This is a genomic window from Polaribacter staleyi (assembly GCF_038024045.1).
GTDB classification, from domain to species: Bacteria; Bacteroidota; Bacteroidia; order Flavobacteriales; family Flavobacteriaceae; genus Polaribacter; species Polaribacter butkevichii.
In genome coordinates this window covers 1,341,914-1,356,334 of record NZ_CP150665.1, presented here as the reverse complement: position 1 = coordinate 1,356,334, position 14,421 = coordinate 1,341,914, and the positions used below count along the sequence as shown (strand labels likewise).

The 14,421-nt window shown below is 32.9% G+C and carries 14 protein-coding genes and 5 tRNA genes; all 19 read left to right on the top strand.

The window, feature by feature from the left end:
- The first annotated feature begins 78 nt into the window (after nt 1–78).
- The 19 genes from WHD07_RS05955 (at nt 79) to rpoB (ending at nt 14,375) form a co-directional block, all read left to right on the top strand.
- Complete coding sequence (locus WHD07_RS05955; RefSeq protein WP_105050511.1) at nt 79–1,665, top strand: alanine/glycine:cation symporter family protein; 1,587 nt, start codon at nt 79–81, stop codon at nt 1,663–1,665.
- A 9-nt stretch (nt 1,666–1,674) separates the two neighbouring features.
- Nucleotides 1,675–2,562, top strand: a complete 888-nt coding sequence (locus WHD07_RS05950; RefSeq protein WP_343330442.1) for a helix-hairpin-helix domain-containing protein — start codon at nt 1,675–1,677, stop codon at nt 2,560–2,562.
- 25 nt (nt 2,563–2,587) lie between these two features.
- Complete coding sequence (locus WHD07_RS05945; RefSeq protein WP_343330441.1) at nt 2,588–3,754, top strand: acyl-CoA dehydrogenase family protein; 1,167 nt, start codon at nt 2,588–2,590, stop codon at nt 3,752–3,754.
- A gap of 306 nt (nt 3,755–4,060) precedes the next feature.
- On the top strand, nt 4,061–4,258 hold the full coding sequence (rpsU, locus tag WHD07_RS05940; RefSeq protein ID WP_105050514.1) for a 30S ribosomal protein S21: 198 nt from the start codon (nt 4,061–4,063) through the stop codon (nt 4,256–4,258).
- Between the two features lie 106 nt (nt 4,259–4,364).
- A complete protein-coding gene (locus WHD07_RS05935; RefSeq protein WP_343330440.1) occupies nt 4,365–5,258 on the top strand; it encodes a tyrosine-type recombinase/integrase in 894 nt (297 codons plus the stop codon).
- 3 nt (nt 5,259–5,261) lie between these two features.
- On the top strand, nt 5,262–5,570 hold the full coding sequence (gene hpf / locus WHD07_RS05930; RefSeq protein ID WP_105050516.1) for a ribosome hibernation-promoting factor, HPF/YfiA family: 309 nt from the start codon (nt 5,262–5,264) through the stop codon (nt 5,568–5,570).
- Between the two features lie 106 nt (nt 5,571–5,676).
- Nucleotides 5,677–5,750 (top strand) — tRNA-Thr (locus tag WHD07_RS05925).
- A 57-nt stretch (nt 5,751–5,807) separates the two neighbouring features.
- Nucleotides 5,808–5,889, top strand: a tRNA-Tyr gene (locus tag WHD07_RS05920).
- A gap of 16 nt (nt 5,890–5,905) precedes the next feature.
- Nucleotides 5,906–5,978: transfer RNA gene (locus WHD07_RS05915), tRNA-Gly, on the top strand.
- Nucleotides 5,979–5,993: 15 nt separating this feature from the next.
- Nucleotides 5,994–6,066: transfer RNA gene (locus WHD07_RS05910), tRNA-Thr, on the top strand.
- A 59-nt stretch (nt 6,067–6,125) separates the two neighbouring features.
- Complete coding sequence (gene tuf, locus WHD07_RS05905) at nt 6,126–7,313, top strand: elongation factor Tu (protein WP_105050517.1); 1,188 nt, start codon at nt 6,126–6,128, stop codon at nt 7,311–7,313.
- A gap of 73 nt (nt 7,314–7,386) precedes the next feature.
- Nucleotides 7,387–7,458: transfer RNA gene (locus tag WHD07_RS05900), tRNA-Trp, on the top strand.
- A gap of 20 nt (nt 7,459–7,478) precedes the next feature.
- Entirely contained in the window at nt 7,479–7,676 is a 198-nt protein-coding gene (secE, locus tag WHD07_RS05895) for a preprotein translocase subunit SecE (protein ID WP_105050518.1), read from the top strand.
- A gap of 2 nt (nt 7,677–7,678) precedes the next feature.
- Nucleotides 7,679–8,230, top strand: coding sequence for a transcription termination/antitermination protein NusG (gene nusG / locus WHD07_RS05890; protein ID WP_105050519.1), 552 nt, complete (start codon nt 7,679–7,681; stop codon nt 8,228–8,230).
- A gap of 76 nt (nt 8,231–8,306) precedes the next feature.
- Complete coding sequence (rplK, locus tag WHD07_RS05885; protein ID WP_105050520.1) at nt 8,307–8,744, top strand: 50S ribosomal protein L11; 438 nt, start codon at nt 8,307–8,309, stop codon at nt 8,742–8,744.
- 20 nt (nt 8,745–8,764) lie between these two features.
- Nucleotides 8,765–9,454 carry a 50S ribosomal protein L1 gene (gene rplA, locus WHD07_RS05880; RefSeq protein WP_105050521.1) on the top strand — a complete coding sequence of 230 codons (690 nt, stop codon included), beginning with the start codon at nt 8,765–8,767 and terminating at the stop codon, nt 9,452–9,454.
- Nucleotides 9,455–9,473: 19 nt separating this feature from the next.
- Nucleotides 9,474–9,992, top strand: coding sequence for a 50S ribosomal protein L10 (gene rplJ, locus WHD07_RS05875; protein WP_105050522.1), 519 nt, complete (start codon nt 9,474–9,476; stop codon nt 9,990–9,992).
- 50 nt (nt 9,993–10,042) lie between these two features.
- Entirely contained in the window at nt 10,043–10,417 is a 375-nt protein-coding gene (rplL, locus tag WHD07_RS05870; protein WP_105050523.1) for a 50S ribosomal protein L7/L12, read from the top strand.
- A gap of 148 nt (nt 10,418–10,565) precedes the next feature.
- Nucleotides 10,566–14,375, top strand: coding sequence for a DNA-directed RNA polymerase subunit beta (gene rpoB / locus WHD07_RS05865; protein WP_343330439.1), 3,810 nt, complete (start codon nt 10,566–10,568; stop codon nt 14,373–14,375).
- Nucleotides 14,376–14,421: the final 46 nt, after the last annotated feature.

Sequence of the window (14,421 nt, the reverse complement as noted above, 5' to 3'; positions counted from 1 at the left end):
TAACGATTAAAAGTTGTCAAAAGAGCAATTTTTTAGGATATTGCAGCGTATTAATTGAAAAACTAACAATAGAAAATTATGAATAAAAAACTCCTTTCGTTGCTTTTATTAGCAATACCAATGTTAACATCTGCTCAAGAAAAAGGTCTAGATCAACAAATTGATGAAGCATTTGGTAATGCAACAGGCTGGTTTGTTAATTTCATTTTTTATCAAATTCCATTTACAGATAATGTAAGTATTTACTGGGTATTATTTCCGCTAATTTTAGGAGCCTTATATTTTACTGTTTATTTTAATTTTATAAATTTTAAAGGCTTTTTTACCTCTATAAATATTGTTAGAGGAGAGTATGATGACTTAGAAGACAGGGTAGATCATAATGTAGAAATTGCTAAATCTCAATTTACAGATGAAGAAGATAATCCAGATACCATAAGAATAGAAGGGCATTCAGGTGAGGTTTCTCATTTTCAGGCATTAACAGCAGCTTTATCTGCAACAGTAGGTTTGGGTAATATTGCAGGAGTTGCAATTGCGGTTTCTATTGGTGGTGCGGGAGCTACTTTTTGGATGATTGTTGCAGGTTTTTTAGGGATGTCGTCTAAGTTTGTAGAATGTACACTAGGTGTAAAATATAGAGATATTGAGGAGGACGGAACCGTTTATGGTGGGCCTATGTATTATTTAACTAAAGGGATGAAAAATAAAACTTTAGGGAAAATATTAGCAACCTTGTTTGCCATTTTTGTAATTGGTGGTTCTTTTGGAGGAGGAAACATGTTTCAAGTAAATCAAGCGTTTCAATTAGTACAAAACATTACAGGTGGTTCAGAATCATTTTTAGTAGGTAAAGGTTGGTTGTTTGGATTGGTAATGGCAATTCTTGTAGGAATTGTAATTATTGGAGGAATTAAAAAAATAGCAAAAGTAACCGATAAAATTGTTCCTTTTATGGTAGCAATCTATGTAGCGGCCTCTTTATTTGTGATTTTTGTTAATTATGATATGATTGGAGATGCTTTTTCTCAAATATTTTACGGAGCTTTTAGTCCAGAAGGAGTTGCTGGTGGGGCAGTTGGAGTTTTAGTACAAGGATTTAGAAGAGCTGCTTTTTCTAATGAAGCAGGTATTGGTTCTGCATCTATTGCACACTCAGCAGTAAAAACAAAATACGCAGCAAGTGAAGGTATGGTTGCTTTATTAGAGCCATTTATAGATACGGTTGTAGTTTGTACTATGACAGCTTTAGTGTTGATTATAACAGGTAACGTAGCAGCAGAAAATGCTTCTTTAAACGATGCACAAGCAATTTTATTAACATCAGGTGCTTTTGAATCTGCAATTTCTTGGTTTCCTTATGTATTAACGGTTGCAGTAGTATTATTTGCTTTTAGTTCTATGATTTCTTGGTCTTACTACGGTTTTCAAGGTTGGGTGTTTTTATTCGGAAGATCTAAAAAAATGGAGTATACCTATAAAATTATCTTTTGTATTTTTGTTGTAGTGGGTGCTGCAGCAAGTTTAGGATCTGTAATTGGGTTCTCAGATGCAATGGTATTTGCAATGATGGTGCCTAATATGATTGGTTTAATTATTCTTGCGCCTAAGGTAAAAGGAGAGTTAAATAAATATATGGATGCTATAAAATCTAGAAAAGCATAATAAACTTTTATGAAAATATTTAAATCCCATTTCTGGTACAACAAAAGCCAAAGAAATGGGGTTTTCTTTTTAGCAATATGTATTATTGTTTTACAGTTAATAATTTTTTTTGGAGATTTCTCAGTAAAAGATAAAATAGATTTAAATTCTTCTCAAGTTTTGTCGTTTCATCAACAAATAGATAGTCTTAGGGCTGTTGAAATAGAAAACAGAAAACCAAAAATTTATCCTTTTAATCCTAATTATATTACCGATTATAAAGGAGAGCAATTGGGCATGTCTATCGATGAAATAGATAGGTTGTTTAGATTTAGAAAAACAAATCAATTTGTCAATTCTAACAAAGAGTTTCAAAAAATAACCAAAGTTTCAGATTCCTTATTAAATAAAATATCTCCTTATTTTAAATTTCCAGATTGGGTTGTAAAACAAAACTCAAATTTGTCATTGCAAAGAACAAAGCAAGCTTATTACAAAAAGGAGGTAAAGGAAGTTTCAACTACAGATATCAATAAAGCCACAGCAGAAGATTTTAAAACCATTAGTGGTATTGGTGCAGCTTTTTCAGAACGTATTATAAAGTACCGCAACAAATTACAAGGTTTTTCTTTAAATGCGCAATTATATGAAGTTTGGGGGTTAGAAAAAGAAGTGGCGGAAAAAGTATTATCAACGTTTAAAATAATTGATAAGCCAGTCATAAAAAAAATAAATGTAAACACAGTCACCTTCAAAGTGTTATTAAAGAATCCATATATAGATTATCAGCTTTGTAAAAAGATTTTTGAATACAGAGATGAAGTCGCTGAACTTCAAGATATTTCAGAATTAAAAAATATCAAAGATTTTCCTTTAGAAAAGTATGATAGAATAGTGTTATATTTGATGGCTGAATAACAACAACAAACACATTTATTGGCTTATGAACAGTATGTATTTTACTGAAGAGCACGAAGCGTTTCGTGCAAGTTTTAAAGAGTTTTTGAAAAAAGAAGTAGTTCCTCATGTCGATAAATGGGAAAAAGAAGGTAGTATAGAACGTTTTATCTGGAAAAAATTCGGAGAAATGGGCTATTTCGGTTTAAACACACCAGAAGAACATGGTGGTTTAAATTTAGATTTATTTTATACAATTATCTTTTTAGAAGAATTACAGAAAGTTAATTCAGGTGGTTTTGCAGCAGCAATGTGGGCACATGCATATTTAGCAATGACACATTTAACAAAAGAAGGTGATGATTTTATCAAAAATAAATATTTAACACCAAGTGTAGAGGGTGATATGATTGGCTGTTTGTGTATTACAGAACCTTTTGGAGGATCAGATGTTGCAGGTTTACGTTCTACAGCAATTAAAAAAGGGGATAAGTATATTTTAAATGGTTCAAAAACATTTATAACAAACGGAGTTCTTTCAGATTATTTAATAGTTGCAGCAAAAACAGACCCTTCAGAAAAATACAAAGGAATCAGTCTTTTTGTAGTTGATAGAAATTTAAAAGGAATTTCATCAACAATGTTAAAAAAATTAGGATGGAAAGCCTCAGATACGGCAGAAATAGCCTTTGATAATGTAGAAATTCCGGCAACTAATTTATTAGGAGAAGAAGGAAAAGGATTTCCGTATATAATGCAACATTTTGCATTAGAAAGATTGGTAATGGCAGTTAATGCACATGCTAGAGCAGAATTTGCAATGGACTATGCCTTAAATTATATGCAAGAACGTGTAGCATTTGGTAAAACGCTAGATAATTTTCAGGTATTAAGACATAAAATAGCAGAGATTGCAAGTAGAGTAGATATGTGTAAAGAATACAACTATTCAATTACAAAACGCTTAGACGATGGTCAGTATGTGGTAAAAGAAGCAAGTATGGCCAAATTACTATCTACAAAAATGGCAGACGAAGTTATTTACGATGCACTACAAATGTTAGGCGGTTATGGTTATATGGAAGAGTACCCAATGGCACGTTTACTTAGAGATAGTAGGTTAGGGCCAATAGGTGGAGGAACCTCAGAAATTTTAAAAGAAATTATCGCTAAAATGGTTATCGACGGTAAAGAGTACAAACCTGCTACTTAGTATTAAGGTTTAAAAGTGCCAAGGTTATTAAGCGTTTAAACCAATATTTTTTTAGTTTTTAACACTGAACACTGAACATTTTTTTATAGCGTTACCTAAAAAGGTCGGGCTTTACACTATATCTTTTTGTAGAAAAACAAAAAGGATGCCGTTTCAATCCCTAACGCAAACAGCATATTTAAAATATAATCGAATAACTAATTGTCAATTCATAATTTGTAATTACCTTTGCAGTCCAAAAAATAAAACCAATAGTTTAAATACTATTCAAAAATATAAAGATACTATGAAGGGAGGTGCCAACTTATGTTAATTATACCAATTAAAGAAGGAGAAAATATAGATAGAGCTTTAAAACGTTACAAAAGAAAATTTGATCGTACAAAAACGATGAAAAACTTACGTGCAAGAAAGAACTTCACAAAACCTTCTGTAGCAAACAGAGCTCAAAGAATTAAAGCTTCTTACGTTCAGAAATTAAGAACACAAGAAGAAGTAGGTTAGAAATAACTTATTTTAGAAATAAAACCCGTATTGAATTTTCAATACGGGTTTTTTATGTTTAATATTTTGTAGTTTTACTAACAACTAACAACTAACAACTAATAATTTGATTGCGTCATTTTTAGAATACCTGTCTTTAGAAAAAAAATATTCTGTACATACAATTACGGCGTATAAAAACGATTTAACATCATTTAGAGATTTCTTAGAAACAGAATATGCTCAAGATAATCTATTAGAAGTTCATTATCCACAAATAAGAAGTTGGATTGTTAGTTTGGTAGATTCTAAAATAGCAAACAGAACTATTAATAGAAAAGTTAGCACTTTAAAATCCTTTTATAAATTTTTACAGAAAACAAAACAAATAGAAGGAAATCCACTTTCTAAACATAAAGCTTTAAAAACAGAAAAAAAAGTACAAGTACCTTTTACGTCAAAAGAAATTAATGCTGTAATAAATCAAATAGAAGTAGAAGAAGATAGCGAGTTTATATCTGTACGAAATAAATTAATTGTAGAATTATTTTATTCAACAGGTATTAGAAGAACAGAGTTAATTAATATAAAAGAAAGAGACGTTAGTTTGTCAGATAAGACAATAAAGGTATTAGGAAAAAGAAATAAAGAACGTTTTGTACCTTTATTAAGTTCTGTAGTTCAAACGGTAATGAGCTATCAAGAATTAAAGAAGCATTATAACAAAGGTTTAGAAGTGTTTTTTATAACCGAAAAAGGAAATAAAATTTATGAAACTCTTGTTTACAGAATTATTAATACTTACTTTAGTAAAGTCTCTTCGAAAGAGAAAAAAAGCCCACACATATTAAGGCATTCTTTCGCAACACATTTGTTAAATGAAGGGGCAGATTTAAATTCGGTTAAGGAGTTGTTAGGGCATTCTTCTTTAGCTTCAACTCAAGTCTATACGCAAAATAGTCTTGATGTTATAAAAAAAGTATATAATCAGGCTCACCCTAGGAGCCATAAAAAACAGTAATGTATGAAAGTATTCACGCAATCAGTAAATTTTAATGCAGATAAGGAACTTATAGCATATGTAGATGAAAAAGTGTTAACATTAACAAAATTTCATGATAAAATAGTTGACGCAGAAGTTTTTCTAAAAGTTATAAATACTAGTGATAAAGAAAATAAAATAACCGAAGTTAAAATAAATATTCCAGGAAGCGAGTTGATTATAAAAAGAGAAGCAAAAACCTTCGAAGAAGGCATTAATGCTGCTGTAGACAACTTAAAAAGACAGTTAAAAAGATCTAAAGAAAAGCATAGAGACTCTATAACTTCATAAAATTTCAAAAAAAAGTAAAAAAAGATTTAAAAAAGTTTTGAAAAGTAAAAAAACTTTGTACATTTGCAATCCGTTAGAAATAGCGGGTTGCTTTTTTATAGCAAAAGCCGATGTAGCTCAGCTGGCTAGAGCAGCTGATTTGTAATCAGCAGGTCGTGGGTTCGAGTCCCTCCATCGGCTCAAGAAAAACAAAAATTACGCGGGTAATTTTAAAGTTCATTGAAATAGTAAATTAAAGGGGAGATACTCAAGCGGCCAACGAGGACGGACTGTAACTCCGTTGACTACGTCTTCGCAGGTTCGAATCCTGCTCTCCCCACAATTTACATATTATTGCGAAAGTAGCTCAGTTGGTAGAGCGTCAGCCTTCCAAGCTGAATGTCGCCGGTTCGAACCCGGTCTTTCGCTCAAAATTACCAGCAAGCCGGTGTAGCTCAGTTGGTAGAGCGCATCCTTGGTAGGGATGAGGTCGTGGGTTCAAGTCCCATCGCTGGCTCAATTTAAAAAGTATTACACACTAAATATATTTAAACTAAAGAATTAAAATTAAGAATCATGGCAAAAGCAAATTTTGACCGTTCGAAACCACACTTAAACATTGGTACTATCGGACACGTAGATCACGGTAAGACTACATTAACTGCGGCTATTACTAAAGTATTAGCTGATGCAGGATTCTCTGAAGCTAGATCTTTCGATCAGATCGATAACGCACCAGAAGAAAAAGAAAGAGGTATTACAATTAATACTTCACATGTAGAGTACCAAACAGCTAATCGTCACTATGCTCACGTTGACTGTCCAGGTCACGCGGATTATGTGAAGAATATGGTAACGGGTGCTGCTCAAATGGACGGTGCAATTTTAGTTGTTGCTGCTACAGATGGACCAATGCCTCAAACTAGAGAGCATATCTTATTAGGTCGTCAGGTTGGTATTCCTCGTATCGTTGTATTCATGAATAAAGTGGATATGGTTGATGATGAAGAATTAATCGAATTAGTAGATATGGAAGTAAGAGAATTACTTTCTTTCTATGAGTATGATGGTGATAATGGACCTGTAATTGCTGGTTCTGCATTAGGTGCACTTAATGGTGAGCAAAAATGGGTTGATACTGTTTTAGAATTAATGGAAGCGGTTGATGCTTGGATTGAAGAGCCTTTAAGAGAAGTTGATAAAGATTTCTTAATGCCAGTTGAGGATGTATTCTCTATTACTGGACGTGGTACTGTTGCAACTGGTCGTATTGAGACTGGTATTGCTAATACAGGAGATGTAGTAGATATTATTGGTATGGGAGCTGAGAAAATGACTTCTACTATTACTGGTATTGAAATGTTTCGTCAAATCTTAGATAGAGGTGAGGCAGGAGATAATGCAGGTATCTTATTAAGAGGTATTGCAAAAGAAGACATAAAAAGAGGAATGGTAATCTGTAAACCAGGTTCTGTAACTCCACATGCTAAGTTTAAAGCTGAGGTTTATGTTCTTAAGAAAGAAGAAGGTGGTCGTCACACTCCATTCCATAACAACTATCGTCCTCAGTTCTATGTTAGAACTACAGATGTAACAGGTACTATTAATTTACCAGAAGGTGTTGAAATGGTAATGCCAGGAGATAACTTAACAATTACAGTTGACTTAATTCAGCCAATCGCATTAAATGTTGGTTTACGTTTCGCTATCCGTGAAGGAGGTAGAACAGTTGGAGCTGGTCAGGTAACTGAATTATTAGACTAAGATTTATTAGTTTGATAAATAAATTCTAAGGGTGTTCCGTTTCTAACGGAACGCCTTTAATAATGAATAAAATACGGGCGTAGTTCAGCGGTAGAGCACTGGTCTCCAAAACCAGCTGTCGGGAGTTCGAATCTCTCCGCCCGTGCAATAAAACATAAAAGTAAAATGAACTTTATACAATATATCAAAGATTCTTTTGACGAATTAAGTAACCACATGACTTGGATCTCTAAAGAGGATGCTCAAAAAACAACGGTAACTGTCGCTGTTTTTACAATTGTATTCGCATTAGCAGTCGCTGGTATAGATTATGTTTTTCAGACAGGATTAGATAACTTTTTTGGAATGTTTAAATCTAACTAATTATGGCAGCTGATTCAGTAATGAAGTGGTATGTTGTTAGAGCCATTGGAGGACAAGAAAATAAAGTAAAAGCTTATATTGAAACTGAAATTTCTAGAGTAGGATTATCTGATTATGTTAGTCAAGTAATCGTGCCAACTGAAAAAGTTATTCAGATTAGAAATGGAAAAAAAGTAAATAGAGAAAGAGTATACTTTCCTGGTTATATTATGGTTGAGGCAAACCTTTCTGGAGAAGTACCTCACGTAATAAAAGGAATCACTGGTGTTATCGGGTTTTTAGGAGAAGTAAAAGGTGGTGAGCCTGTTCCTATGCGTAAAGCAGAAGTTAACAGAATGTTAGGGAAGGTTGATGAATTATCTGTACAAGATGAAAACATTGCAATTCCTTTTAATGTAGGTGAAACTGTAAAAGTTGTAGATGGTCCTTTTAATGGATTTGATGGAACTATAGAGAAAGTAAACGAAGAAAAGCGTAAACTTGAAGTAATGGTAAAAATATTCGGAAGAAAAACACCATTAGAATTAAGTTATATGCAAGTAGAAAAGATATAATTGTTACACAAATATATATTGATATCGATTTATTTTTTGGCTTCCAACTTAAAATAAATCATTAAACATTTTTAAAATGGCAAAAGAAGTTAGTAAAGTAGTTAAGTTACAAGTAAAGGGAGGCGCAGCGAATCCATCGCCGCCGGTTGGACCTGCTTTAGGAGCTGCTGGTGTTAACATTATGGAGTTCTGTAAACAGTTTAATGCAAGAACGCAAGACAAACAAGGTAAAGTTTTACCTGTTGTTATTACTGTTTTCAAAGATAAATCATTTGATTTTCTTGTAAAAACTCCTCCTGCAGCAGTTCAGTTACTAGAAGCGGCCAAAATTAAAAAAGGTTCAGGAGAACCAAACAGAAAGAAAGTAGCATCAGTTACTTGGGATCAAATTAAAACGATCGCAGAAGACAAAATGGTAGATTTAAATGCCTTTGAAATTTCTTCAGCAATGCGTATGATTGCAGGTACAGCACGTTCTATGGGATTAACAGTAAAAGGAGATGCACCAGCATAAACTTTATAAAAAGTAGTAAAATGGCAAAATTAACAAAAAAGCAAAAAGAAGCTTACGCAAAGGTAGACAGCTCTAAATCTTATGATTTAGCAGCAGCTTCAGCGCTAGTCAAAGACATTACTAATGTAAAGTTTGATGCATCAGTAGATCTAGCTATACGTTTAGGAGTAGATCCTCGTAAAGCAAATCAAATGGTTCGTGGAGTTGTAACATTACCTCACGGAACAGGAAAAGATGTAAAAGTTTTAGCATTAGTAACACCAGATAAAGAAGCAGAAGCTACAGCAGCAGGTGCAGATTATGTTGGGTTAGATGAGTACCTTCAAAAGATTAAAGGAGGATGGACAGATGTAGACGTAATTATTACAATGCCTAGTGTAATGGGTAAATTAGGTCCTTTAGGAAGAATTTTAGGTCCTAGAGGTTTAATGCCAAACCCAAAAACAGGTACAGTAACAATGGATGTTGCAAAAGCTGTTACAGATGTAAAAGCTGGTAAAATCGATTTTAAAGTTGATAAAACGGGTATCGTTCATGCAGCAATTGGAAAAGTATCTTTTGATGCTAAGAAAATTGAAGAAAATGCAAACGAGTTAATACAAACTATCATTAAATTGAAACCAACAACTGCAAAAGGAACGTATGTAAAAAGCGTTTTTATGTCTAGTACTATGAGTCCTAGTATTGCTGTTGATGTAAAAGCTGTTTAATACGTTAAAACTTATAATTATGACTAGAGAAGAGAAATCACAAGTAATACAAGATTTAACAGCAGTATTAGCAGATACAAATACGTTATATTTAGCAGATATTTCTGGATTAGATGCACAAACTACCTCTAACTTACGTAGAGCATGTTTTAAAGCAGGTGTTCAGTTATCAGTTGTTAAAAATACATTACTTGCAAAAGCAATGGAAGCTTCAGATAAAGAATTTGGAGACTTACCATCAGTATTAAAAGGTAATACATCAATGATGATTTCTGAAGCAGCAAATGCTCCAGCTAAATTAATCAAAGAATTCAGAAAGAAAACTAAAGATAGACCTATTTTAAAAGGTGCATTTGCAGAAGAATCTGTTTACATTGGTGATGATCAATTAGATGCTTTAGTAGATATTAAATCTAGAGAAGAACTTATTGGAGAAATCATTGGATTATTACAGTCTCCTGCTAAAAATGTTATTTCAGCATTACAATCAGGTGGACAAACACTTTCAGGTATTATCAAAACATTATCTGAAAAATAATTACGCGCACAAATAAACTATAATAAAACAAAATTTTAAAAACAATTAAAATGGCAGAATTAAAAGATTTCGCAGAGCAATTAGTTAACTTAACAGTAAAAGAAGTTAATGAATTAGCTACTATTTTAAAAGATGAGTATGGTATTGAGCCAGCAGCAGCAGCAGTAGCAGTAGCAGGACCAGCAGCAGGAGGAGATGATGCAGCAGATGAGAAAACAGAATTTGACGTTATCTTAACAGCAGCAGGAAGTTCTAAATTAGCAGTTGTAAAATTAGTTAAAGAATTAACTGGATTAGGTTTAAAAGAAGCTAAAGGTATTGTAGATAGTGCTCCTGCAGCAGTAAAAGAAGGTATCTCTAAAGATGAGGCTGAAGGTCTTAAAAAATCTTTAGAAGAAGCTGGAGCTGAGGTAGAGCTTAAGTAAGCTACATATCCCGAGTACGTGAAGAACGTAACGGGAAAACAAATTTAGGTTTAGGTACTAAGAACTAACGTTTTTAGACCTAAACCATTTTGTGTATATATTCGTTTTTTATTTTAATTTAGATTTTTAATCAAAAAAATACTCTCTTTTGGCAACGAAAAACACTACTGAAAGAATCAACTTCGCTACTTCTCAAATGATTAAGGAATATCCAGACTTTTTGGATATTCAGGTAAAATCTTTTCAAGATTTTTTCCAACTTCAAACAAAGGCAGAAGAAAGAGGTGAAGAAGGTTTGTACAAAACCTTCATGGATAACTTTCCAATTACAGATACAAGAAATCAATTTGTATTAGAATTTTTAGACTACTTTGTAGATCCGCCAAGATATTCAATACAAGAATGTATTGAAAGAGGTCTTACACACAGTGTGCCGTTAAAAGCACGTCTTAAATTGTACTGTACAGACCCAGAACATGAAGATTTCGAAACAATTGTACAAGATGTTTATCTTGGTACAATTCCTTACATGACAAACTCAGGTACCTTTGTAATCAATGGTGCAGAGCGTGTTGTGGTTTCTCAGTTACACAGATCACCAGGTGTATTCTTTGGACAGTCTTTCCATGCAAACGGTACAAAATTATATTCTGCTAGGGTAATTCCTTTTAAAGGTTCTTGGATAGAATTTGCTACCGATATCAATCAAGTAATGTATGCTTATATTGATAGAAAGAAAAAATTACCAGTTACAACATTATTCAGAGCTATTGGTTTTGAAAGAGATAAAGATATTTTAGAGATTTTTGACCTTGCTGAAGAAGTAAAGGTATCTAAAGCTGGATTAAAAAAAGTATTAGGTCGCAAATTAGCAGCTAGAGTTTTAAAAACTTGGCATGAAGATTTTGTGGATGAAGATACTGGTGAAGTTGTATCAATCGAAAGAAATGAAATAATTTTTGATCGTGATACTATTTTAGATAAAGAACATATTGATGAAATAATTGATGCAGGTGCTAAAACCGTTTTACTTCATAAAGAAGATAACGATATGGCAGATTATGCTATAATTCATAATACACTACAAAAAGATCCTACCAATTCAGAAAAAGAAGCAGTAGAACATATTTATAGACAATTACGTAATGCAGAACCGCCAGATGAAGAGACTGCAAGAGGTATTATAGATAAGTTATTCTTTTCTGAACAAAGATATAATTTAGGGGAAGTTGGTCGTTTTAGAATGAACACTAAACTTCAGTTAAATGAACCTATTGATCAAAAAGTTTTAACCAAATTAGATATTATAACTATTATTAAATATTTAATTGAGTTAATCAACTCTAAAGCAGAGGTAGATGATATTGATCACTTATCTAACAGACGTGTAAGAACTGTTGGTGAACAACTAGCAGGCCAGTTTGGTGTTGGTTTAGCTCGTATGGCTAGAACCATTCGTGAACGTATGAATGTACGTGACAACGAGGTGTTTACACCTATCGATTTGATTAATGCTAAAACGTTATCATCTGTAATTAACTCATTCTTTGGTACCAACCAGTTATCTCAGTTTATGGATCAAACAAATCCATTAGCAGAGATTACACATAAGCGTAGATTATCTGCACTTGGACCAGGTGGTTTATCAAGAGAAAGAGCAGGTTTTGAGGTACGTGATGTTCACTATACTCACTATGGTCGTTTATGTCCAATTGAAACTCCAGAGGGACCAAATATTGGTTTAATTTCTTCACTTTCTGTTTTTGCAAAAGTGAACAACTTAGGGTTTATTGAGACTCCATATAGAAAAGTTAATGATGGTGTTGTAGAAACAGTAGAACCTACCTATTTAAGTGCTGAGGAAGAAGAGGGAATGAAATTTGCTCAATCTAACTTAGAATTAAATGAGGATGGAAGTTTTATCGCTGAAAGAGTGATTGCTCGTGAAGGTGGTGATTTCCCAGTTGTTGGGCCAGATGCTATTGATTATATGGATGTTGCTCCTAATCAAATTGCTTCAATTTCAGCATCTTTAATTCCTTTCTTGGAACATGATGATGCCAATAGAGCTTTGATGGGATCTAACATGATGCGTCAAGCAGTACCATTATTAAGACCAGAATCTCCTATTGTAGGTACAGGTTTAGAGCGTAGAGTTGCAAAAGATTCTCGTATCTTAATCAATGCAGAAGGAGCCGGAGAGGTAACTTATGTAGATGCTAATAAAATTACAATTAAGTATGATAGATCTGAAGAAGAAAAACTAGTAAGTTTTGAATCTGATGAAGTATCTTATAACTTAATTAAATTTAGAAAAACCAATCAAGGAACAAACATCAACCTAAAACCTATTGTAGAAAAAGGTGATAGAGTAGAAGAAGGACAAGTTCTTTGTGAAGGTTATGCTACACAAAAAGGAGAATTAGCTTTAGGAAGAAATATGAAAGTAGCCTTTATGCCTTGGAAAGGGTATAATTTTGAGGATGCAATTGTAATTTCAGAAAAAGTTGTTCGTGAAGATATATTTACATCTATACATATTGATGAGTATTCTTTAGACGTAAGAGATACAAAATTAGGAACTGAAGAGTTAACTAATGATATTCCTAACGTTTCTGAAGAAGCTACAAAAGATTTAGATGAAAACGGAATGATTAGAATTGGAGCAGAAGTGAACCCAGGTGATATCTTGATTGGTAAAATTACACCAAAAGGAGAATCTGATCCAACTCCAGAAGAAAAATTATTACGTGCTATTTTTGGTGATAAAGCAGGTGATGTAAAAGATGCATCATTAAAAGCTTCTCCATCATTAAGAGGTGTAGTAATTGATAAAAAATTATTTAGAAGAGCTGTTAAAGATAAAAACAAACGATTAAGAGATAAAGAAGCTGTATCTAAGTTAGAGGCATCTTTTGTATCGAAATTCGAAAGTTTAAAAGATGTTTTAATAGACAAATTGTTTATGCTTATTAGCGGAAAAACTTCGCAAGGAGTTTATAATGATTTAGGTGAAGAAGTTTTACCAAAAGGTAAAAAATATACACTTAAAATGTTAAATTCTGTTGATGATTATGTGCATTTAACAGGTTCTTGGACAACGGATAAAGAATTGAATAATTTAGTAGGTGAATTAGTTCACAATTACAAAATTAAAGTAAATGATTTACAAGGTTCTTTACGTCGTCAAAAATTTACAATCTCTGTAGGAGATGAATTACCAGCAGGTATTTTAAAACTTGCCAAAGTTTACATTGCTAAGAAACGTAAATTAAAAGTTGGTGATAAAATGGCAGGACGTCATGGTAATAAAGGTATTGTTGCTCGTATTGTTAGAGCAGAAGATATGCCTTTCTTAGAAGACGGAACTCCAGTAGATATCGTATTAAACCCATTAGGGGTACCTTCTCGTATGAATATTGGTCAGATTTATGAAACTGTTCTTGGTTGGGCAGGTCAAAAATTAGGAACTAAATATGCAACACCAATTTTTGATGGAGCATCTTTAGAACAGATCAACGAAATTACAGATACAGCAGGTGTACCAAGATTTGGTCATACTTACTTATACGATGGTGGAACAGGAAAACGTTTTGATCAACCAGCAACAGTTGGTATCATTTATATGATCAAGTTAGGTCACATGATTGATGATAAGATGCACGCTCGTTCTATTGGACCATACTCTTTAATTACGCAACAACCATTAGGTGGTAAAGCACAATTTGGAGGACAACGTTTTGGTGAGATGGAAGTTTGGGCACTTGAGGCTTATGGTGCTTCAAGTATCTTAAGAGAAATCTTAACTGTAAAATCGGATGATGTGATGGGTAGAGCTAAAACATACGAAAGTATTGTAAAAGGTGAAACTATGCCAGAACCAGGTTTACCAGAATCATTTAACGTATTAATGCATGAACTTAAAGGTTTAGGTTTAGACGTTAGATTAGAAGAATAAATTTTTTCAGTAACCAATAATCAGTAACAATTTGTTACTGATTATT